23 protein-coding genes are annotated in these 21,625 nt (G+C 44.4%); 15 read left to right on the forward strand and 8 right to left on the reverse strand.

Translation table 11 applies throughout. From position 1 onward, the window contains the following. Nucleotides 1–8: 8 nt before the first annotated feature. Both ACH6C1_RS12220 and ACH6C1_RS12225 read left to right on the forward strand, forming a co-directional pair. Nucleotides 9–1,274 carry an MDR family MFS transporter gene (locus ACH6C1_RS12220; protein WP_374077439.1) on the forward strand — a complete coding sequence of 422 codons (1,266 nt, stop codon included), beginning with the start codon at nt 9–11 and terminating at the stop codon, nt 1,272–1,274. 64 nt (nt 1,275–1,338) lie between these two features. Continuing rightward, nucleotides 1,339–1,518, forward strand: coding sequence for a sporulation YhaL family protein (locus ACH6C1_RS12225; protein WP_095223749.1), 180 nt, complete (start codon nt 1,339–1,341; stop codon nt 1,516–1,518). A gap of 41 nt (nt 1,519–1,559) precedes the next feature. Here the strand turns inward: ACH6C1_RS12225 and ACH6C1_RS12230 are convergent, their stop codons facing one another. After that, nucleotides 1,560–2,438 carry a peptidylprolyl isomerase gene (locus ACH6C1_RS12230; protein ID WP_374077441.1) on the reverse strand — a complete coding sequence of 293 codons (879 nt, stop codon included), beginning with the start codon at nt 2,436–2,438 and terminating at the stop codon, nt 1,560–1,562. A gap of 151 nt (nt 2,439–2,589) precedes the next feature. Next, nucleotides 2,590–3,126 (reverse strand): DUF3267 domain-containing protein, encoded by a 537-nt coding sequence (locus tag ACH6C1_RS12235; RefSeq protein ID WP_374077443.1) that lies wholly within the window; start codon nt 3,124–3,126, stop codon nt 2,590–2,592. Between the two features lie 174 nt (nt 3,127–3,300). Between ACH6C1_RS12235 and ACH6C1_RS12240 the strand changes: the two genes are divergently transcribed. The 4 genes from ACH6C1_RS12240 to ACH6C1_RS12255 all read left to right on the forward strand — a co-directional run bounded on the left by ACH6C1_RS12240 (nt 3,301) and on the right by ACH6C1_RS12255 (nt 7,095). Beyond that, the gene (locus ACH6C1_RS12240) at nt 3,301–3,648 is read left to right on the forward strand and encodes a DUF1878 family protein (protein ID WP_374077445.1); all 348 of its coding nucleotides are present in this window, start codon (nt 3,301–3,303) and stop codon (nt 3,646–3,648) included. Nucleotides 3,649–4,109: 461 nt separating this feature from the next. Then, nucleotides 4,110–5,306 carry a quaternary amine ABC transporter ATP-binding protein gene (locus tag ACH6C1_RS12245; RefSeq protein WP_095223753.1) on the forward strand — a complete coding sequence of 399 codons (1,197 nt, stop codon included), beginning with the start codon at nt 4,110–4,112 and terminating at the stop codon, nt 5,304–5,306. Then, complete coding sequence (locus ACH6C1_RS12250; RefSeq protein WP_374077802.1) at nt 5,299–6,153, forward strand: ABC transporter permease; 855 nt, start codon at nt 5,299–5,301, stop codon at nt 6,151–6,153. The genes ACH6C1_RS12245 and ACH6C1_RS12250 overlap by 8 nt, the downstream gene beginning before the upstream one ends. 54 nt (nt 6,154–6,207) lie before the next feature. Beyond that, nucleotides 6,208–7,095 (forward strand): glycine betaine ABC transporter substrate-binding protein, encoded by an 888-nt coding sequence (locus ACH6C1_RS12255; RefSeq protein WP_374077447.1) that lies wholly within the window; start codon nt 6,208–6,210, stop codon nt 7,093–7,095. A gap of 102 nt (nt 7,096–7,197) precedes the next feature. Here ACH6C1_RS12255 and ACH6C1_RS12260 read toward each other — a convergent pair whose 3' ends face one another. Further along, nucleotides 7,198–7,671, reverse strand: a complete 474-nt coding sequence (locus ACH6C1_RS12260; protein WP_374077449.1) for a GbsR/MarR family transcriptional regulator — start codon at nt 7,669–7,671, stop codon at nt 7,198–7,200. A 290-nt stretch (nt 7,672–7,961) separates the two neighbouring features. Between ACH6C1_RS12260 and ACH6C1_RS12265 the strand changes: the two genes are divergently transcribed. Genes ACH6C1_RS12265 through ACH6C1_RS12275 form a run of 3 tightly spaced genes read left to right on the forward strand, consistent with a single transcriptional unit; the run spans nt 7,962 to nt 10,945 of the window. Continuing rightward, nucleotides 7,962–9,158 carry a quaternary amine ABC transporter ATP-binding protein gene (locus tag ACH6C1_RS12265; RefSeq protein WP_374077805.1) on the forward strand — a complete coding sequence of 399 codons (1,197 nt, stop codon included), beginning with the start codon at nt 7,962–7,964 and terminating at the stop codon, nt 9,156–9,158. After that, nucleotides 9,151–10,005 (forward strand): ABC transporter permease, encoded by an 855-nt coding sequence (locus ACH6C1_RS12270; protein WP_095223756.1) that lies wholly within the window; start codon nt 9,151–9,153, stop codon nt 10,003–10,005. The genes ACH6C1_RS12265 and ACH6C1_RS12270 overlap by 8 nt, the downstream gene beginning before the upstream one ends. Before the next feature lie 52 nt (nt 10,006–10,057). Continuing rightward, complete coding sequence (locus ACH6C1_RS12275) at nt 10,058–10,945, forward strand: glycine betaine ABC transporter substrate-binding protein (RefSeq protein WP_374077452.1); 888 nt, start codon at nt 10,058–10,060, stop codon at nt 10,943–10,945. Nucleotides 10,946–11,024: 79 nt separating this feature from the next. On the opposite strand, the gene ACH6C1_RS12280 is transcribed toward ACH6C1_RS12275, so the two are convergent. Further along, nucleotides 11,025–11,396 carry a YtxH domain-containing protein gene (locus tag ACH6C1_RS12280; protein WP_374077454.1) on the reverse strand — a complete coding sequence of 124 codons (372 nt, stop codon included), beginning with the start codon at nt 11,394–11,396 and terminating at the stop codon, nt 11,025–11,027. A gap of 72 nt (nt 11,397–11,468) precedes the next feature. Next, entirely contained in the window at nt 11,469–11,894 is a 426-nt protein-coding gene (locus ACH6C1_RS12285) for an HIT family protein (RefSeq protein ID WP_095223759.1), read from the reverse strand. A 440-nt stretch (nt 11,895–12,334) separates the two neighbouring features. Here ACH6C1_RS12285 and ACH6C1_RS12290 point away from each other — a divergent pair, with 440 nt between their 5' ends. Genes ACH6C1_RS12290 through ACH6C1_RS12300 form a run of 3 tightly spaced genes read left to right on the forward strand, consistent with a single transcriptional unit; the run spans nt 12,335 to nt 15,013 of the window. After that, nucleotides 12,335–13,081, forward strand: a complete 747-nt coding sequence (locus tag ACH6C1_RS12290; protein WP_095223760.1) for an ABC transporter ATP-binding protein — start codon at nt 12,335–12,337, stop codon at nt 13,079–13,081. Further along, entirely contained in the window at nt 13,074–14,288 is a 1,215-nt protein-coding gene (locus tag ACH6C1_RS12295) for an ABC transporter permease (RefSeq protein WP_374077457.1), read from the forward strand. The genes ACH6C1_RS12290 and ACH6C1_RS12295 overlap by 8 nt, the downstream gene beginning before the upstream one ends. A gap of 11 nt (nt 14,289–14,299) precedes the next feature. Further along, nucleotides 14,300–15,013: an EcsC family protein gene (locus ACH6C1_RS12300; RefSeq protein WP_374077459.1), complete on the forward strand. Its 714-nt coding sequence runs from the start codon at nt 14,300–14,302 to the stop codon at nt 15,011–15,013. Between the two features lie 36 nt (nt 15,014–15,049). Here ACH6C1_RS12300 and ACH6C1_RS12305 read toward each other — a convergent pair whose 3' ends face one another. After that, on the reverse strand, nt 15,050–16,213 hold the full coding sequence (locus ACH6C1_RS12305; RefSeq protein ID WP_374077461.1) for a M20 family metallopeptidase: 1,164 nt from the start codon (nt 16,211–16,213) through the stop codon (nt 15,050–15,052). 123 nt (nt 16,214–16,336) lie between these two features. Next, complete coding sequence (locus ACH6C1_RS12310; protein ID WP_374077463.1) at nt 16,337–16,798, reverse strand: ferritin-like domain-containing protein; 462 nt, start codon at nt 16,796–16,798, stop codon at nt 16,337–16,339. A 98-nt stretch (nt 16,799–16,896) separates the two neighbouring features. Here ACH6C1_RS12310 and ACH6C1_RS12315 point away from each other — a divergent pair, with 98 nt between their 5' ends. Continuing rightward, a complete protein-coding gene (locus ACH6C1_RS12315; RefSeq protein ID WP_374077465.1) occupies nt 16,897–17,553 on the forward strand; it encodes a phosphatase PAP2 family protein in 657 nt (218 codons plus the stop codon). Nucleotides 17,554–17,601: 48 nt separating this feature from the next. Here ACH6C1_RS12315 and ACH6C1_RS12320 read toward each other — a convergent pair whose 3' ends face one another. After that, nucleotides 17,602–18,096 (reverse strand): antibiotic biosynthesis monooxygenase family protein, encoded by a 495-nt coding sequence (locus ACH6C1_RS12320; protein WP_374077467.1) that lies wholly within the window; start codon nt 18,094–18,096, stop codon nt 17,602–17,604. A 166-nt stretch (nt 18,097–18,262) separates the two neighbouring features. Here ACH6C1_RS12320 and ACH6C1_RS12325 point away from each other — a divergent pair, with 166 nt between their 5' ends. Together ACH6C1_RS12325 and hemE are read left to right on the forward strand one after the other, a co-directional pair. Next, on the forward strand, nt 18,263–20,443 hold the full coding sequence (locus ACH6C1_RS12325; protein ID WP_374077469.1) for a transglycosylase domain-containing protein: 2,181 nt from the start codon (nt 18,263–18,265) through the stop codon (nt 20,441–20,443). 123 nt (nt 20,444–20,566) lie between these two features. Further along, on the forward strand, nt 20,567–21,616 hold the full coding sequence (gene hemE / locus ACH6C1_RS12330; protein ID WP_095223768.1) for a uroporphyrinogen decarboxylase: 1,050 nt from the start codon (nt 20,567–20,569) through the stop codon (nt 21,614–21,616). The last annotated feature ends 9 nt before the right edge of the window (nt 21,617–21,625 follow it).

The raw sequence follows: 21,625 nt of genomic DNA on the forward strand, positions 1-21,625 counted from the left end.
GGAATTATATGAGATGGAAGGATTGGGATCGCAATTTAAAGATTCGCTTGCTTGGGGAAGCAATGATGAATTTCCTGTTCTGGGCCTACTTCCCGTTCATGACGATCTTTTTCCAGGACGCTTTCGGGAAGGACAGAGCTGGATGGCTGCTCATGCTATCCCAAGCGCTTTCCGTACTTGCAAGCTTAGTAGGGGGATATTGTGCTGACCGCTTTGGCCGAAGAAGGATGATGAGTATTGCGGTTGCCGGTCAATCCGTCACCTTCCTCGTGTTTGCATACGCGAATTCACCTTGGCTGACATCATCAGCCTTGACTTTCCTTGCGTTTAGCTTCCTTGGTATTTGGAGTGCGTTGTATTGGCCAGCATCACATGCGATGGTAGCCGATGTGGTTAAGGAAAAAGATCGAACTGCCGTTTTTGCGGTCTTCTATACAAGCCTCAATATAGCTGTAGTGGTAGGGCCGTTGATTGGGACCGTTTTATTTTATTCGTACCGTTTTCAAATGCTGCTGGCTGGTTTCCTGCTTACTGCCATTTTATTTGTCATTATGCAAGTCTTCATTCGTGAAACAGTGCCAGAGAAGAAGCAAGAGAAAGCAGATCATGCAGCATGGTATAAAGCTGTCTGGAAAGAACTCCAGACATATCGCATCATTGCTAAAGACCGAACTTTCCTCCTTTTCATCGTGGCGGGTGTGCTGGTTGCGCAGACGTTCATGCAGCTGGATATCCTGATAGCTGTTTATACGAGCGAAGTCATTACCAATCAAACCGTTTTTGCACTTGGTGATTTCCGCATAGAGGTGGATGGAAAACAAGCATTTTCACTTATCCTGGCTTTAAATGGTTTGTTAGTAGCTATATTCACAGTATTTACATCCAAGTTTGTCATCAAATTCCGGATTGCCCGAGTGTTTGTCGCATCAAGCATTGCCTATGCTGCAGGTATATGGCTTTACGGGATGACGGAGAGCTTCTGGATTTTTGTGGTAGCAATCATTCTCTTTACAATCGGGGAGCTTATGGTAGTTGGCTTACAGGAAAGTTTTGTCGCATCGCTGGCCACAGAAGAAAGCAGAGGGCAATACTTTTCCGCAGCAAGTCTTCGCTTCACACTTGGGAAGCTGCTTGCGCCGCTTAGCCTTGTGCTCGTCAGCTATATGAGCTATCAGCTCACATTCACGATTCTTGCTTTGCTAGCTCTAGTGAGTGCCTTCGTCTATAACGCGATGTTCAAACGCTACCAGAAGGAACAGCGGGCAGCGTCCTGATCTTTGTCATGAATCCTTGTCCACTTGCATAGATATTACACAACAAGGACAAGGGGGTATTACAATGCCGGACATTCCATTGTGGGTCATGCTCATTTTTCTTTGCATGATCGGCAGCGGCTTCATGGCATTCCGGACGCAACGGCATGATTATCAAACAGAGAAGCAGTTCATCGAGCGGGAAGGAAATGTTTATATGGAGCGTATCGAGGAAGAAAAAGCGAGACGTGCAGTTAAAAAGTAATGAAAAAAGACCGAAACGAATTCGTTTCGGTCTTTTTATTATCAGCCGGAAGTTGTTGATGTAGAAGTCATATCATCGATTAGATCTTTATATTCGTCGATCTTGATATCAAAGTCTGCATCTTTTAGAATTTTATTGATTTTCTCTTGTTGTTTAGCTGAGTCTACTTTCTGGATAGCTAGTTCTGTCTTGATTTGGTCACGTTCGTCATCAAGGGAACCAACTTCCTGTTCTGTATCGCGAGTGTCATCCAGGCGAATGATATGCCAGCCAAAGCTGGATTCTACTGGATCACTGATTTCACCTTTTTTCAGTTTATAAGCTGCATCTTCAAAGGCAGCATCCATTGTACCAGCAGTGAACCAATCGAGAGAACCTTTGTTTTCTACTGTACCAGTATCTGTAGAGTATTCTTCAACAAGCTTGTCCCAATCTTCTCCGTCATCAAGCTTCTTTTTAACTTCTTTCGCTGTATCTTCATCGGCAACTAGGATATGACTTGCATTTAGATCTGTTTTCATATGATCATAGCGAGTTTGGATTTCTTCATCAGAAACGTCCACGCCATCTGCAATTGCCTGCTGTTGAAGAAGGCTTGTTTTCACGGATTCGCGGAAGGCATCTTCATCTGCATAGCCGGCTTGCTGCAGGACAGATTCGAAAGTATCTCCATACTGATCCTTCAATTTGTCAACCTGTTCGTCAATTTGTTCTTTGTCCACATCATATTTATCGTCAAGGGCCTTCTCCAGAACCATTGTCTGTAATACTTGAGAACCGTATTTGTCACTTAGTTCCTGATAGTAATCCTCTTTGGAGATATCCCCAGCTTTTGATTCTACCACTGTCTCACCGGAACCACATGCTGATAGTGCGACAACGCTTGTCGCGAATACTGCAGCGATAGCCAATTTCTTCATGAAAACAAACACTCCTAATCCACTTATATTTGATTGGCGGCTTGTCCGCCGTTTCCCCATAAGACAATATATCACATATTCAAGGATAAAAGGGAACCTGTGGCGGCAATTCCACAGTTTTTCCATATGTAAAAACGCTCCAGGGGGAGCGTCATTTGACCAAGATATCGTAGCTTTTATCTGTCCCTGCAATGACACACTTGCGCGGGGCCTGCAATAAATTGCAAAGGTAGAAGCCATCTGAGAAGGTCATGCCTGCATTCACACTGACAAGAAGGATATAATAGATAGGCATCGTATCCAAGAGAATAGCTCCAATCAGCAAAGGCAGGGTAATCAGTATAGTCGGCATAATTAAGGAAAGAAACGGTATAATCCGGCTTGTCTTGGTTCTAACCTTGAAATGCACGGTCGGGATGAATTGTCTGCTCCATTGCAGTTTATATTCACAGCGCTTCCCTGTTATCCAAAAAGGAATCAAATGTGTGATACCGTGGATGAGCGGAAGCATATATAGAGAAATTATTGATAGTAATAGACCAGTTTCTTCTAATTTCATTTTTGGGTGGATGAGCGTCAGCATCGGATAAAGAATGATGAATGTCAATATACCTATCATTGTGGATATAAGGAATATCCGATTGGTACCGAGATCTTTCTGTGCATCGACACTTCTCCAGCAATTCATGTCCAGTGGCTCCCTTCAGTTGACTTAAAATTAGGGTCAGCTTTCTTCACTTAAGAGATATTAGTACGTTTGGGCGGGAAAATCAATAGCTTTCCTGGAAATTTTACTTTAAAATATAAGAACAAGATCCGTTTGTATGAAACGGTCAGTATGAAAGGCAAAGGAAGCGTTTTTATGGAGGAAGAAAAAAAGAGTACGCTGTCTTTTCATCTGCATTTAATTGCAGAGACTGGAGTGTTGGATAAATACCCTTTCCGTAAGCTCCTCATAGAACGGAATATAAATGAGGAGGAGTATGCCGCCGTCCTAAATATGCTCCAGCGGCTTAATAGCTTATATAAGGAGCAAAAGGAAGAAGGCTTGCTCGATTACACGTCGCTGCTTCTGGAATTCGTCGGGATGCTGCCAGAGAAGCTGTATTATTGGGATGTACTGCTGGCACTTCGTGAAGAAAAACAGGACGATACATATAAGGGTCTGGTTGATGAACTGATTTTACTGGATATGAAAAACCGCTATTAGCATGAGCTGATAGCGGTTTTTTTCTCTGTAATCTGGCTATGAACATATGGTGCGGGCTAGCTATGTGATATTTCTCTTAATCAAAATTACCCTCTGCTTCAGAGTGATTGACGTTTTTCTACATATAATATAGCCAGCAGCACGACAGCTCTATGTTAAGTTCCTATAATGAAGTGCTATCTGTATTTAACTATTTTCTCGAACCTAGAGGAACCTGTAAAGAATGAATATACTCCATATCAAAGTATTTTGGAGTATTTTGGCGGAAATAGAAGGAAAACAAGCTTATGTTTTGTACAGTATATACTGTACGTACTATATGTTCAGATATAACGATTCATTTCGTTTGATTTGTTTGTTTTTTATGTTTAGTATTAATAGGGTCGAAACAAAGGGATAGGAAAATAATCCTGATTATTACAGATAAGTTACAGAAGACTAGTGAAAAAGAGGTGAATACTGTGCCGATTATCAAAGTAGAAAATCTCTCTAAGGTGTTTGGGAAAAACACGAAGGCTGCTCTGCAATTAGCAGAAGCGGGTAAGTCAAAAGAAGAGATTCTAAAAGAAACAGGGAGCACAGTTGGTGTAAATCGTGCATCATTTGAGGTAGAAGCCGGTGAAATTTTTGTTATCATGGGTCTGTCAGGAAGTGGTAAATCCACTTTGGTAAGACTGATTAATCGTCTGATAGAGCCAACGACAGGTAACATTTATATTGATGGAGAAAATCTGGCAAAGATGGACAAAAAGGAACTTCGTCGTGTGCGCCGGGAAAAGCTGAGCATGGTATTCCAGCGATTCGGGTTATTCCCAAACCGCACGATCTTGCAGAATACAGAATACGGATTGGAAGTTCAAGGAATCAGTAAACAAGAAAGAACAAAAAAAGCGAAAGAATCCTTGGAGCTTGTTGGGTTGGGAAGCTACCTTAACCAATATCCTGACCAATTATCCGGCGGGATGCAGCAGCGTGTAGGTTTGGCACGTGCACTGGCAAATGATCCAGAAGTGATGCTGATGGATGAAGCTTTCTCTGCTCTGGATCCGCTTATCCGGAAAGATATGCAGGATGAACTATTGGATTTGCAGGAAACAATGAAGAAGACGATTCTGTTCATCACGCATGATTTAGATGAAGCACTCCGCATTGGTGATCGCATCGCCTTGATGAAAGACGGTCATATCGTCCAGATTGGCACGCCTGAGGAAATACTTATAAATCCGGCCAATAAATTTGTTGAAAAGTTTGTTGAAGACGTAGACCGGGCAAAAGTACTTACTGCTCACCAAATCATGAAACGACCAGAAACTGTAAATATAGACAAGCACGGCCCTCGTGTTGCGCTTGAGCGTATGCGGGAAGCTGGTCTATCCAGTATCTTTGTTGTGGATAGTAAACGTATGCTGCATGGAATCATTACTGCTGATGCAGCGAATGAAGCCAGAAAGAATGAAGTTAAGAACCTATCAGAAATCATTCAGCGTGATGTGCCGACAGTGGAAAAGGATACGCCATTGCATGATTTGTTTGCAGTCATCCATGATTCTCCTGTTCCGTTAGCAGTTACGGAGAACGGAAAGTTATTGGGAATTATCGTCAGAGGTGCGGTTATCGGTGCGCTTGCTGGTGAGGGTGAGGTGAATGGCCATGCTTAATTTCATGGAAAATTTAAACACAATACCAGTTGGAGATTGGATGACTACTTTCGTCGACTGGATGACTAATACTTTTGCTTTCTTGTTCGATCCGATCAAGGAAGGTTTGGGAAGCTTTATGAGCCTCATTACTGATGGCTTGTCTGCCATTCCTCCAGTCATTTTCATACTGTTAGTTGCTGTATTGGCCTTTTTCATGACTGGGAAAAAATTCGGGTTAGCGATATTCAGCGTTATCGGTTTATTATTTATCTGGAACCAAGATCTTTGGAATCAGCTGATTGAAACGTTCACACTTGTGCTGACCGCCAGTATCCTTTGTATCATCATTGGTATTCCGATTGGTATCCTGATGGCAAAAAGTAAAGTTGCAGAAACAATCATCACACCTATTTTGGACTTTATGCAAACAATGCCTGCTTTCGTTTACTTGATTCCAGCTGTTGCTTTCTTCAGCATTGGGGTTGTTCCGGGTATTTTTGCTTCCCTTGTCTTTGCAACGCCGCCAACAGTCCGTTTTACGAATCTTGGTATTCGCCAGGTATCCGATGAGTTAGTCGAAGCAGCGGATGCTTTCGGATCGACTGGACCGCAGAAGTTATTCAAAGTAGAGCTGCCAATGGCAAAATACACTATCATGGCAGGTGTCAATCAAACGGTTATGCTTGCTCTATCCATGGTCGTTATCGCATCCATGATCGGTGCACCTGGTCTTGGTCGCGAAGTATTGGCATCGCTGCAGCGTGCACAGGTTGGTCCTGGTTTCGTAGCTGGACTCTGTATTTTTGTGCTGGCCATCATCATTGACCGTTTTACACAAAATATTTATAGAAATAAATCTAAATAACTGATAAAGCCTGTAACAGGCTTTCCGTTACGTGGAAAAGGAGAGTTCGGTTACATGAAGAAGTGGAAAACACTAGGTGTGGCTGCTGGTCTGGCAATGACACTGGTAGCAGCAGGCTGCGGCAGTGAGAGCTCCAGCTCAGACAGCCTCAGCGAGCAAGTGGATTACACGGTAACAGGCATCGAAGCGGGTGCCGGCGTCATGAAAGCAACGGAGAAGGCGTTTAATGACTATCAGCTTGATGGCTGGGAGATCATGCCATCTTCAAGTGGTGTCATGACAATTGCGCTGGATGATGCGATCGAGGACAAAAAGCCTATTATCATCACAGGCTGGACTCCACACTGGATGTTCGCAAAATATGATCTGAAGTATCTCGAAGATCCGAAAGGCTCCTATGGCGGAGCGGAAGCCCTTCATACACTCACACGCCAAGGTTTTGCAGATGATGTACCTGGTGCCAATAAGGTCCTCGATCAGTTTAACTGGGGTGTAGAGGATATGGAAGAAGTGATGCTCGAGATTAATAAAGGAGCAGAACCGGCAGAAGCAGCTCGGAAATGGGTAGATGCGCATGCTGATAAGGTGGCTGATTGGACAAAAGGTGCTGAGGAAGGTAATGGACAGGAAGTAAGTCTTGTTTATGTAGAATGGGATTCCGAGGTGGCATCTACAAATGTCTTGAAAGTCGTCTTGGATGATTTAGGCTATAAAACAGAGATTACACCGCTTGATAATGCCATCATGTGGCAGGCAGTCGCGCAGGGCGAAGCAGATGCAACAGCATCAGCATGGCTGCCTACGACACATGGTGATCTTTATGAGCAATATAAGGACCAAGTTGTCGATCTAGGTGCCAGCCTCGAAGGTGCAAGAACAGGTTTGGTCGTTCCTAGTTATGTAGATGCAGATTCTATCGAAGATTTGGAGCCTAAAAAATAATTAAGGAAACCTCTTCCTCTGGGAAGGGGTTTTTCTTATGTATGAATACAAGGAATGCTATCTATCGGAGGAAATGAAATTTCGTTTCAAATTGAACCGCTATCAGCTCGAGCTGGTAGCGGTTATTTTTTCGAGTATAGCAGCAGCTTCTTGATGGAATTGAAGACTGCTGGATAGTTTCTCCTGCATATGCTTCCAATCCGGATCATTTTCTGGGAGGGTCCTTTTTAATTGCTCCATAGCCTCGAACTGGCGATTTGTCTGCGTATGCCATTGTTTGACCTGTAGTGTCATCAGCTTTTTATATAAGGGTTCGACATTCGTATAGAAATCCTTCCTTGAGCCTTTAACCCATACACGATCAACGAGTTCCAAGTGAGATAGATTACGGACAGCTATATTTACAGCTGTTTTACTTTTTCCGATTAACTTTGCCATTTGATCCAAGGTAAGTGAACGGTTCTCAATATATAACACTGCGAGCAGCCGAGCTTCGGTTGCGGACAAATGAAACATTTCTCCCGTCCTCGTCAATTCCATTATAAGTGTCTCGTATGATGAAATCTTTTCATTCACTATAGTTGTTACCTCCCCTTACCTATACAGTTGTATCAAGCTTACACGATATAAAAGGTTAAAGGAATTGCTTCCTTGCATAGTATTTTGGAGCATAAAGGAGGAAATAGAAGGAAAAGTGCTGTTAAAGTTTGTTCAGTATATTCTGTACAAACTTTATGGACTGAAACGACAATTTATAGAGTTTGTGTTGTATGAACTTTTTCTATAACATAAATTTAGTCGAGTCATTGTTACAGGAAGTTATCTTAATGATGACAATCATGTTACAGGAAAAAGAGGTGAATGCTGTGCCGATTATTAAAGTAGAAAATCTCTCTAAGGTATTCGGGAAAAACACGAGGGCTGCATTGCAATTAGCAGAAGCCGGTAAGACGAAAGAAGAGATTTTAAAAGAGACAGGAAGCACAGTTGGAGTCAATCGTGCATCATTTGAAGTAGAAGCTGGTGAAATCTTCGTCATCATGGGGCTTTCAGGTAGTGGTAAATCTACATTGGTCCGTCTGATCAACCGCTTGATCGAACCTACAACAGGCGATGTTTATATTGATGGAGAAAACTTGGCGAAGATGGATAAGAAGGAGCTTCGCCGGGTACGGCGACAAAAGCTGAGTATGGTATTCCAGCGATTCGGATTATTTCCAAACAGAACGATTTTGCAGAACGCAGAATATGGTCTGGAAGTGCAAGGAATGAGCAAACAAGAGAGAAGCGAGAAAGCGAAGACATCCTTGGAGCTTGTTGGTCTCGGTAGCTATCTTGATCAATATCCAGGTCAATTGTCCGGAGGGATGCAGCAGCGTGTGGGGCTGGCACGAGCGTTAGCAAACGATCCAGAAGTGATGCTGATGGACGAAGCTTTTTCAGCCCTGGATCCGCTCATTCGGAAAGATATGCAGGATGAACTATTGGATCTGCAAGAAACAATGAAAAAAACGATACTGTTCATCACGCATGACTTGGACGAGGCGCTCCGTATCGGAGACCGTATTGCGTTGATGAAAGACGGAAACATCGTCCAGATTGGAACTCCTGAAGAAATCCTCATGAATCCGGCCAATAGCTATGTCGAGAAGTTCGTCGAGGATGTGGATCGTGCGAAAGTACTTACTGCTCAGCAGATCATGAAACGACCAGAAACTGTAAACATAGAAAAACATGGGCCTCGAGTGGCATTGGAACGTATGCGGGAAGCAGGTCTGTCCAGCATCCTGGTTGTGGATAGCAAACGTGTACTGCAAGGTATCATTACTGCCGATGCAGCGAATGAAGCCAGAAAGAATGACGTGAAAAACCTATCGCAAATTATTCAGCGGGATGTGCCGACAGTAGAGAAGGATACACCGCTGCATGATTTGTTCGCAGTCATCCATGACTCCCCAGTTCCGTTAGCAGTTACGGAAAACGAAAAGCTATTAGGAATTATCGTCAGAGGTGCTGTTATCGGAGCACTTGCTGGGGAGGGGGAGGTGAATGTGAATGCTTAATTTCATGGAAAACGTAGAGGCTTTGCCGGTTGCAGATTGGACAACGGATTTTGTTAGCTGGCTCACTGATACATTCGCTTTCTTGTTCGATCCAATTAAGGATGGACTAGGCGATTTGATGGATCTGATTACATCAGGTCTCGATGCCATCCCTCCTGTCATCTTCATTTTGCTAGTTGCAATATTAGCCTTTTTCATGACAGGTAAGAAATTCGGATTAGCTGTATTCAGTATTGTCGGTTTGTTGTTCATTTGGAATCAAGGATTATGGGATCAGCTGATCGATACGTTCACACTTGTACTGACCTCCAGTATTTTGTGTATTATCATCGGAATCCCGATTGGTATCTTGATGTCCAAGAGTAAAATCGCACAAACAATCATTACGCCAATTCTCGACTTCATGCAAACAATGCCTGCCTTCGTCTACTTAATTCCGGCAGTTGCCTTCTTTAGTATCGGGGTTGTACCGGGTATTTTTGCTTCCCTGATCTTTGCAACACCGCCAACTGTCCGTTTCACGAACCTTGGTATCCGACAAGTTTCTGAGGAACTGGTAGAAGCGGCAGATGCCTTCGGTTCAACTGGACCGCAGAAGCTATTCAAAGTGGAATTGCCGATGGCGAAATACACTATCATGGCAGGTATCAACCAAACAGTCATGCTGGCGCTTTCCATGGTAGTTATCGCATCCATGATCGGTGCACCAGGTCTTGGGCGTGAAGTACTATCTTCATTGCAGCGGGCACAGGTTGGTCCTGGTTTTGTAGCGGGACTTAGCATTGTTGTACTGGCAATCATCATTGACCGTTTTACGCAGAACATCTACAAAGATAAATCCAAATAAGTGTTTCGCCTTAAATAGGCTTTTACTAATTAAAGAAAAAGGGGAGTTCGACATGAAAAAGTGGAAAACATTAGGGGCAGCAGCAGGACTAGCATTGACACTGGTGGCAGCAGGGTGCGGTAATGACAGCTCCAGCTCAGACAGTTTCAGCGAACAAGTCGATTACACGATTACTGGTATCGAAGCTGGAGCTGGGGTCATGAGTGCAACAGAAAGAGCAATTGAAGATTATGACCAGCTGAATGGCTGGACATTGCAGCCATCCTCCAGTGGTGCAATGGCTACAACTTTAGGCGAGGCTGTCAAGGATGAAGAGCCAATCATTATCACTGGCTGGACACCGCATTGGATGTTCAGTAAATATGATCTAAAGTACCTGGAAGATCCGAAGGGTTCATTTGGAAGTGAAGAAACAATCAATACCATGACTCGCCAGGGATTTGCTGACGATGTACCGGGTGCCAACACAGTGCTTGATCAATTCAACTGGTCAACGGATGATATGGGAGAAGTCATGTTGGAAGTAAGTGAGGGTACCGACCCAGCAGAAGCTGCACGAAATTGGGTTGATGGACATGCTGATCAAGTAGCTGAGTGGACAGATGGAGCCGAGGAAGGTACTGGACAAGAAGTCAGCCTTACGTATGTAGAGTGGGATTCTGAAGTTGCTTCTACCAATGTCATGAAAGTTGTACTGGATGATCTAGGATACAATGCCAAAATCACTCCTCTCGATAACGCGGTTATGTGGCAGTCCGTTGCTAATGGAGAAGCTGATGCCATGGTAGCAGCTTGGCTGCCGACGACACATGGTGATTTGTATGAGCAATACAAAGATCAAGTAGTTGATCTTGGACCTAACCTGGAAGGTGCGAAAACTGGCTTAGTCGTACCTAGCTATGTAGATGCGGATTCAATTGAGGATCTTGAAGCGAAATAATGGAATGATTGAAAAACCTCTCCTTCAAGGAAGAGGTTTTTCTTCAATAAAAAATGCTCTCCATAATGGAGAGCATTTTTTATTCGTTGCCTTTTTTCTGATTCGCTTTGTCTTCCAGTTCTTTTAGGCTCTTTTCAATCTGAGCCAAGCTTTTCTGGATGTTTTTCTGATGTGGTTCAACTGTACGTTTCCAGCTGTCTATGGAAGTCTTCACTTCAGCTGATAATTCTTTGAACATAGCAGCGCCTTCTTTGGACGTTCTGGCGATCTGTTCTTTCAGCTGTGTACCTTCATTCTTCAAATTATTGAATGTAACCTTCCATTCGTCACTGCGCTGTTTAGCGTCTGCGCGCAGTTCACTGCCGGAGGATGGTGCTGTCAGCAATGTAATTGCAGCGCTGACGGTACTGCCTACAAGTATACCTAAAGCGATTGATTTGCCACTTGCCATCGTCTCCACTCCTTCCTACTTCATTATACTATTTTCTCTTCCTATGTAGCAGTGAAACCTGTTAGGACAATCTTATTGGATTTTACTGCTGATTGCTTCTGCCAATTCACCAAGTTGTTCACTGGCAGTATTGTCATGCTGTTCGAATGTAGCGTGGAAGCCGTCGTCTTTGCCGTATCTCGGGATTAGATGCACATGCAGATGAAAAACAGTCTGACCTGCTGCCGCTTCTGTGTTGCTCAACACGTTCAAACCAGCGGGCTGGAAAGCTTCTTTAATTGCATTTGCGATCAGCGGTACACGAGAAAAAACTTCCTGTGCCACTTCGGGCGGTGTTTCGTAAATATTCTTCGTATGTGTTTTCGGAATGATGAGGGTGTGTCCCTTTGTCACCTGGCCGATGTCCATAAAAGCAAGTACGTGGTCATCTTCATAAACTTTCGCAGATGGCAGTTCGCCAGCAGCAATTTTACAGAAGATACAATCCTTTTCGTGCATACGATCACTCCTTTAACGTGTATACATATTGTATAAAGGAATGGACATGCTTGTAAAGTAAGTCGAATAAAATAGGCAGACATCCCGTAACGGCCGGAATGTTGGAATTCTTCGCGTTTTGGGAGTGTCTGCCTTGGAAGCAAGGTTGCCAAGAGTAAAACCATTTCGAACTGTACAGCGGCTTACGAGGTTTGCGCCAGTACACTTTCAGCTTGCTTACAAATGTAAATCAGCTTACTTTTCGGACGTAGCGGTCTGTATCTCCTACCAACACCTCATTATATTAAGAATGGGTCCTGCTTTGGAAACCCCTTGGCAACATCTTTGCTTCGAAATTAGTATGTGCAGGTTGTCAGAGGTTATAACCGTTTTATTTTGGCAAATACGGCGTGCTTTGGTAAACTTTTAGCAGAAGCGTGCTTTAGAAAGGGGAAAGGGTAATGCAGCCTTTATTACATATTAATTCACTGACAGGTGGGTATACACATAAAAATGTCCTGCACGATATATCGTTCCAAGTTGATGCAGGGGAAATTGTCGGGCTGATCGGCCTAAATGGTGCAGGAAAAAGTACGACGATCAAGCATATCATTGGTCTTATGCAGCCAAAGGGCGGCAGTATCCAGATCAATGGAAGCACGTTTGCTGAATCACCTGAAACTTATCGAAGCAATTTTTCCTATATACCGGAAATGCCGGTACTGTATGATGAATTGACGTTATACGACCATCTTCGTCTTACTGCGCAAGCATATGATCTGTCAAAGGAGGAGTTCGATAAGCGGCTTCCGCCTTTATTGAAGGAGTTCCGGCTGGAAAAGAAACTGAAGATGTTCCCGGTCCATTTTTCGAAAGGGATGCGTCAGAAAGTGATGATCATGTGTTCTTTCCTTGTCGAACCTGACCTTTACATCGTGGACGAGCCATTCGTCGGACTGGATCCGCTCGGTATCCAATCCTATCTGCAGCTGATGAATCAAGCAAAGGAAAATGGAGCGGGCGTCCTCATGTCCACGCATATTTTGGCGACAGCCGAACGCTATTGTGATCGCATTGTCATTTTGCATGATGGAAAGCTGCGGGCAGCTGGTACGATGGAAGAGCTGCGCAATGAATTCGATATGCGAAATGCCACACTGGATGATTTATATGTACAGCTGACGAAAGAAGAAGATAGCCATGTTTAATGCAGAAACATTTTTCAAACAGCGGCTTACCGAGCACATGAAGGAAATGAATCGCTATTTGCGGTACATATTCAACCAGCATCTTATGATAGCGATGCTGTTCCTTATCTCGGGGCTCGCTTATTATTATCAGCAGTGGCTAGAGGGATTAACTCCGGACTTTCCTGCGGCGCTTTTGATCGGTACTGTATTCGGTCTCCTGGCCAGCTACAGCCCTGTGCGGACTTTATTGAAAGAAGCAGATATGATATTCATGCTTCCGCTTGAGCCAAAGTTGCACCGCTATTTCAAATTAACCATCGGGTATAGCTTTTTTACGCAGCTTTACTTATTAATATTGGCTGCAGCAGCACTGGCGCCATTGTTCTTCGCGGCAGATCTAGGAGAGGGTTTTGCATCCTATCTGCTTGTATTTGTTGTTCTGCTCGTTTTCAAGCTTTGGAACCTTCATATGAATTGGTGGATGCTGAAGATACGGAATGTCAACATCAGAAGAATAGAACAGACGCTGCGGCTGGTGCTGAACGTCGGAAGCTTTTGGCTGTTTTTACGAGGCAATCTTATTGCTGCGGCAGTTTTGACGGTTCTATTCGTCGTACTTCTTTTTGTGGACTATACTTTCACCCGGAAGCAGGGTGGTCTCGCTTGGGACTTGCTGATCGAAAAAGACCAAGCACGCATGCAGGCGTTCTACCGTATTGCTAACCAATTTGCTGATGTACCGCATTTGAAGACAAAAGTCCATAAGCGGCAATCCCTCGTCAACCTCTTCACTAGTCGAGTTCCGTTCGAACAGAAGCATACTTATGATTATCTGTTCCGGATCACTTTTGTCAGAGGAGGGGACTATTTCGGTCTCTTTCTTCGGCTGACGATTCTTGCTGGCGTCATCATCTACTTCATTCCGAATCTTTGGGTGCAGCTGGCGTTCGCTTTATTGTTCCTTTATTTGACCGGTTTCCAGCTTATTGGAATGTGGAAGCATCACCGGACAATCGCTTGGATGGATCTTTATCCGGTAGCGGGTGATACGCGTAAGCGTGCATTGTTATCCCTTCTCCAGCAGCTGGCCATTATACAAGCAGTGCTGCTTAGTCTAGTATTCCTTCTCCGCATCGATGTGGTCGGTTTTGCTTTGGCTCTTGTTGCCGGACTTGCCTTCGGTATCGGGTTTGTCCGTATGTATGTTCCGAAACGGTTGAAATAGGAGGGGTTCGGATGGTGGATGACTATTATAAGGAAAGAAAATTGAAGGAAGCGATGTTCTATTATCATTCCCTGCAGAGGCGCGGTGGCAGGTTTCAACGGCTTTCCAAAGGAACACAGGATACTATTACAGATAAAATTCCGGCAGCTGTTCATACTGCAATTACGACAGCTATCCGCCAAATGATAGAACTCAGCCTGACGTCTTCCAACTACATCTATCCAATCAAGGTTGAACAGAAATGGAGTTTCGAGCAACGTGAGAAAGAGGTTCGGAAGGTCATCAATCGTTATAAAACAACGGCGAGATTGGAAGGTGCCGGTACTGGCGCTGGAGGTATCCTCTTAGGAATGGCCGATTTTCCGCTTCTCCTTAGCATCAAAATGAAATGCCTATTCGATATTGGCAGAATCTATGGTTTTGATGTGACAGCTTTCAGTGAACGTGTTTTCTTGCTGCAGATTTTCAGTGCCACTTTCTCAAGCAGTGAAACGAGGATTAAGCTATGGGATGAAATCCGTGATTGGAACAAAGTTACCGGTGCTATCGAGGATGTGAATTGGAGGGTACTGCAGCAAGAATACCGTGACCATATTGATTTGATCAAAATGGTGCAGATGCTGCCAGGTGTCGGAGCTTTCGTCGGTGCCATCATTAATGGGAAGTTTCTTGAACAGTTAGGTACAGCTGCGATGCATGCATACCGCATCCGGTTGTTAACATAAAAAAGATCAGCGTGAAAAATCACGCTGATCTTTTTTTCATTGGTAAGCAATGCAAGTGCTGAGTAATGTCTTGGCAGCAATGCTCATTGCTCTTTCATCAAAGTCGAATTTCGGATGGTGGTGCGGATAATAATGATCTTCTTTCTTAGCACCGGTAAAGAAGAAAGCTCCTGGTTTGTTGTGCAGATAATAAGAGAAATCCTCACCAGTCATCGTAGGCAGTACCTTGTTGGCTTCCTTGACTTCTTCGACTTGTTTCGAAGCATCCAGTACCAATTGAGCTTCGGCTGGATGGTTGATTACTGGCGGGTATCCTTCGATATAGTCATATTTATAGCTTGCGCCGTTAGCGGTTGTAATACCTTTCAGTACATTCTCGATTTCCACTTTGATCTGTTCCTGCACCGCAGTGTCAAATGTACGGACTGTACCAGTAAGCTTGGCTGTTCCGGCAACTACATTGAAAGCTGCGCCAGCCTCGAAAGTACCGACGGTGATAACAGCTGTTGACAATGGATCCAAGCGGCGGCTGATAATTTGCTGAAGCGCTGTTACGACTTGAGATCCGATAAGCACGGCATCCTTTGTCTGGTGCGGCTGAGCACCATGACCGCCTTTACCGATGATTTCAATTTCAAATCGATCTGCTCCTGCCATGAATTCTTTATCCGCTGTTTCAATTGTGCCAAGCGGCGTGTTCGACCAGAGGTGGGTTCCGAACACGGCATCCACGTCATCTAGGATACCAGTTTCAATAATCGGCTTTGCTCCGCCTGGTGCATATTCTTCTGCATGCTGGTGGACGAAAACAAGCGTTCCTGGTAACTCGTCCTGCAATGCTTTGGCTGCTTTGGCGATGCCAAGCAGAGTAGCTGTATGTCCATCATGACCGCATGCATGCATAACATTCGGTACTGTAGATTTGTAAGGTACATCATTTTCTTCTTGGATTGGCAATGCATCAAAATCTGCACGCAAGGCAATCTTCTTACCGGGCTTTCCGCCTTTGAGAGTGGCTACTACACCATTACCTCCAACGTTCTTTTCGTAGGGAATACCAAGTTCCTCGTATGTATTAGCAATATATGCAGCTGTCTTTTCTTCTTTAAAGGACAGTTCTGGATGCTGATGAAGGTATCTTCTTGTAGTAACCATATCATCATACAGTTCATCGATTTTGGTGAAAAATTTCGCTAGCATGCTGCACCAGCCTCCTTATTCATATGAAATAAGACCAGTATAGCACATTTCCTATTAATAATTATTGATTTATTCAGAAAAATGCATAGGAAAACCCATAACCAATGGTTATGGGTTTGAACTTTAGGATAGGCGGGAGTCGCTCAAAAGACGGTTGAGCTCGTCGCGGTGGTTTGTTTCATCAGCAATCAGATCTTCCAGCTTGGTGGCCAGCTCTGTCAAGTTAAGATCTTCAGCCTGCTTTCTGCGTTTTTCATAACGGTCGATCGTATCCTGTTCTGCATCGCGTGCTTCTGTTAGCATTTTCTTTATATCGGTGTGATATGGTACTTCAGCTGGAACAGTGGTTGGCACGCCGCCGAGTGTTACAATCTTATCTGCTAAATATTTTGCATGCCCGATTTCATCCGTGATTTCATCCTCGAAAAATGGTTTCAAATACGCACGATATAGGCCTGAAACAGCTGAGCTGTATGTTGTATACATGATGGAAGCGGCATATTCATTTGCCAAGTCTACGTTCAAGCCATCAATAAGTTCCTGTAGTTGAGAGTCGTCCTTGATTTTTCTAACATTGTCTGCCATGTTTATCATCCTTTCTGATTGGCTATCTAGTAAGGTATATTCCCCAGGTATTTGTTTTCTAAACAAGTACCATAGTACAATCAATCAGAGGTGACAAGATGGAACTCACGAATAGAAAAAGATACATACTGCTATTTACAATTGCGATTATCGCAGCAACTATATTCACGATTGATGTCAGACTCCACACAGATCCGCTGCTGGATCAATGGACAGCTCCATTTGCGGAATCATTGCAGGGCACATTTTGGTATGAAGTATTCCGTTGGATTACAGAGCTTGGTTCGAGCATTGTTCTGGGCGTGCTCGCATTTTTATTTGGTTTATTCTTAGCTATTGGTAAACGAGATCTTATTGGAGCAGGTATTGTATTTACGGCTACCGCTTTAGGTTATCAATTCAATTTCCTTATTAAACAATTGGTAGAGAGGGAGCGCCCGACGATTCTGGCATTAGTGGATGGTGAGGGATTCAGTTTCCCATCGGGCCATTCCATGGTGTCCTTTATTACATATGGCATCATCCTGTATTTCCTTTGGCATTACCTTAAAAGCAGCCAGCGGTATATAGCTGCATGCATAGCAGCTATTATCGTCCTGCTGGTTGGCTTTAGCCGGTATGTTCTCCGTGTCCACTATTTGACTGATGTACTGGCCGGATTTGCGTACGGAATGATCTTTCTGGTCATTTGGATTTTGTTATATAAATGGCTGCAGCATAAGCTTGGAAAAAGAGAAAAAGTGCGCTCTTATTGATATAGCTGAAAAAAAGGGCCTGTCCGTGTAATTGGACAGGCCCTTTTTTTATTCGTTGTCGATTTGGTAGGTGGTGACATATGCTGGTCCGCCACTGAATGGCGGCTTTTTCGGCTGGTCGGCATCTTTTTTATGAGCATGCTGAAAAGCTTCTGATTTCTTCCAATCCTCGAAGTGCTGTTTGGATTCCCATGCTGTCAGCACTAGATACGTGTTTCCCTCTTGAGGACGAAGCACCCGGAGCGCTTTGAAACCGGGAGTTTGCTCTATTTTGCCGGCTCTGCGTTTGAATACATCCTCAAAGATCGGCCGGCCTTCGTCTGTGACCGGAATATTGTTGATGGCGATATAACCTTCATCTGGAAGGCTGCCTGTGCCCGTTACCTGTTCATAGGTTCGCGGCGCCGTGAATTTAGCAGCATTTGGTTCTTCTGTATAAGCGAGGGCTCCCTCTGCTCCTTCGAACACCCAGATTTTTGCTTTATCTTTCGCCTTTAGCTGGCGAAGAAATTCAGTAGTACCATTGGTGAAGTGTACGATCATTTGTATTCAACCTCCTGGCAGTATGTTAAAGTCAGTGTAGCAATTACGTATTGTGCAATGCAAGCTAGGACTCCATTCGATAGAAAGATGGGTAAATGGCATTTTTTGTCGTATAATATAGGATATAGAATGAACATGGGGATACGTTAGAGGTGAAAGAAACGTTATGAAACGATCAGAACATAAGCAGCACATACGGATGCGGCGGAAGACTCTATATCTTCTCGTGGCGGGTATCATATTGGCAGGAATGACCGCTGCCTATATCCTGTTATTTTTCGGAGGAAGACTCGTTATCGATAAAGATGATCTGACATTGAAAGCTGCTTCGACAGTTGAGAACCAGGATGGGGAAGTCATAGCGGAATTCTATGAAGAAAACCGGGAGCCTGTCAAATTCGATGAGATTTCCGAACATGTGAAAAACGCTTTTGTTTCCATAGAAGACGCCCGGTTCTACAGTCATCATGGCATCGACCTTCGAGCGACTGCGCGAGCTTTGTACCGTGACATTCTGGCGATGAGCAAAGTGGAGGGCGGAAGTACGATTACACAGCAAACCGCCAAAAATCTCTTCTTCAAAAATGATAAGACCTTTACCCGGAAAGCGAAGGAAGCGATGGCTGCTATATACTTGGAGAGGCATTACACGAAAAAGCAGATCCTCGAATATTATCTGAATGAAATTTATTTTGCTCATGGTCTTTATGGAATAGAGTCAGCTGCGAATTATTACTTCAATAAAAGCGCAAGCGATCTGACACTTTCGGAAAGTGCGATGCTTGCAGCTCTGTCAAAAGCACCGAATACGTACTCGCCGAATAATAACCCTGATCTGGCGAAGGAAAGACGTAATCTCGTGCTGGACGAGATGGAAGAACAGGGCTACATTACAGCCGAAGAGAAGGAAGCTGCGCAGGCGGAAGAACTTGGTGTGACTGAGCCTGAAGAAGAGCAAGAGCGTCCTTGGATCGAAAGCTATATTGATTTGGTAGCAGAAGAAGCGGAGGAGAAATATGATTTATCTCTGGAAAATCTGCGTACTGGCGGTTACCGCATCGTAGTGAATGTGGATGAAGATATCCAACGCACAGCTTATAATACAATGCAGGATGATACGTATTTCGATGGCTCGACCGATAGCATTGAAGGGGCCTTTGTCATGCTTGATCAAAATTCCGGTAAAATCGTCGCAGCTGTGGGGGCGCGTGAGTTCCAATACGGCGACATAAACCGTGTGACAGTCCAGAGACAGCCAGGCTCTGTGATGAAGCCGCTTGCGGTGTATGGACCAGCATTGGATACAGGAGATTACAATGCGTATAGTGAGCTGCCGGATGAGAAGAAGACTTACGATGATGACTACACGGTATCTAACCATAACGATCAGTATGAGGGAGATATAACGATGTATGAAGCCGTGCAAGAATCGAAGAATACGACAGCTGTTTGGCTGCTTGATCAAATCGGTATCAAAACAAGCAAATCGTATTTGGAGAAGATGCACATCGACCTGCCGGAGGATAAAGGTCTATCGATTGCCCTTGGCGGCTTGAAGAAAGGACTGACACCGCTGCAAGTCGCGGAGGGATTCCGTACGTTCGCCCATGAGGGCCAATGGATCGAATCACAGTCCATCAACGCGATTTATGACCGCAACGGGGAAGCAGCCTTCAAGGCAGAACCTCAAACAGAAGATGTATTCTCGGAACAGACTGCCTGGGATATGACACGTATGCTGCAAGGAGTCATCACCGGCGGTACCGGTACGGCTGGTACTTATTATGGTGCCTTGGCTGGTAAGACGGGAACGACGCAGCATCCGACAGTGGATAATGCAGATAAGGATGCTTGGTTTGCCGGATACACACCGGAATATGTCGCGGTAAGCTGGATGGGGTATGACAAAACAAACGATGAAAACTATCTGGAGAGCGGCAGTTCGATGCCTACTGCTCTGACGAAATCGATTTTGCGCCAAGTTTCCCAATATAGGACAATGTCCACGAGCTTCGAAAAGCCGGAAAATGCAGAGGATATCGGTGGTCCGGTTGAATTGCCGACCATTACAGATGCTTCGATTTCATATGGTTTCGGCGGCCTGCGGATCGTCAATGCTGATTTGACTTGGACAGCGAGCGAAGACAAGCGAATCATCTATCATATTTACAAAGAAACAGACAATGGAGCAGAGAAAATCGGTGAAGTACAAGGAAAAGGGTCCTTTACAGTGGATAAAGTCAATCCGCTGAAAGATACATCCTATTATGTAGTTCCATTCAACCCGCTGACAGATGAAAGCGGTGCTGAATCCAACCATACAGTCCTATCCGGTTTCGGATTCTGACGATTTTCACGACTCTGACACAATTCATTAAAAAATGGGGATTTTATGAGTCAAATGCTATACAAATGCTCATGAAATTTCGTATAGTTGGAACGGATAATGAGGAGACGAAGGAGAACGATTATGCCTAACATCAAAAACGATACAATACTGCGTGCATTTCGTGGAGAAGCAACGGATTATACGCCAGTATGGTATATGCGCCAAGCCGGGAGATCGCAAAAAGAATATCGCGAGCTTAAAGAGAAATATTCCCTGTTTGAAATAACGCATCAGCCTGAGCTTGCAGCTTATGTGACGCGACTGCCAGTCGAACAGTATGATGTCGATGCAGCTATTTTATATAAAGATATCATGACACCACTGCCAGGCATTGGCGTGGATGTCGATATCAAGTCAGGAATCGGTCCAGTGATCGCCAACCCTATCAGCAGCATTCATGATGTGGAGAAGCTTGGAACCCTGGATCCAAAGCGTGACGTCCCATACATTCTGGATACGATCAAGCTCCTGACAGAGGAACAGCTGGAAGTACCGCTGATCGGTTTTTCTGGTGCGCCGTTCACATTGGCTAGCTACATGATCGAAGGCGGACCATCCAAAAACTACCATAAGACTAAATCGCTTATGTACAGTGACCCTGCTGCATGGTTCGCACTGATGGATAAGCTTGCGGAGGTATCCATCACTTATGCAAAAGCACAAGTGGCAGCCGGAGCATCAGCCATTCAGATTTTTGACTCATGGGTAGGGGCATTGAATGCAGCAGATTACCGTATGTACATCAAGCCGACAATGGAACGTATTTTCAATGAACTGCGTGATACAAAAGTTCCGCTCATCCTATTCGGTGTAGGAGCTAGTCACCTGATCATGGAATGGAATGATCTGCCGGTAGATGTCATCGGGCTTGACTGGAGACTATCTATTAAGGAAGCAAGAGAAAAAGGCATCACGAAGACGCTTCAAGGCAATCTCGACCCAGCATTCCTGACTAGTGACTGGAAGGTGCTGGAAGAAAGGGCTAAATCGATTTTGGATCAGGGCCGGGAAGCTGGACCGCATGTGTTTAACCTTGGCCACGGTGTGACACCGGAAATAAGCCCTAGTGTGCTGAAGAAGCTGACTTCCTTCATCCATTCGTATTCCGCTAAACAAAACTCAATTTTATGACCCGAGGTG

The sequence above is a fragment of the Terribacillus sp. JSM ZJ617 genome (genome assembly GCF_044383785.1).
Lineage (GTDB): Bacteria > Bacillota > Bacilli > Bacillales > Amphibacillaceae > Terribacillus.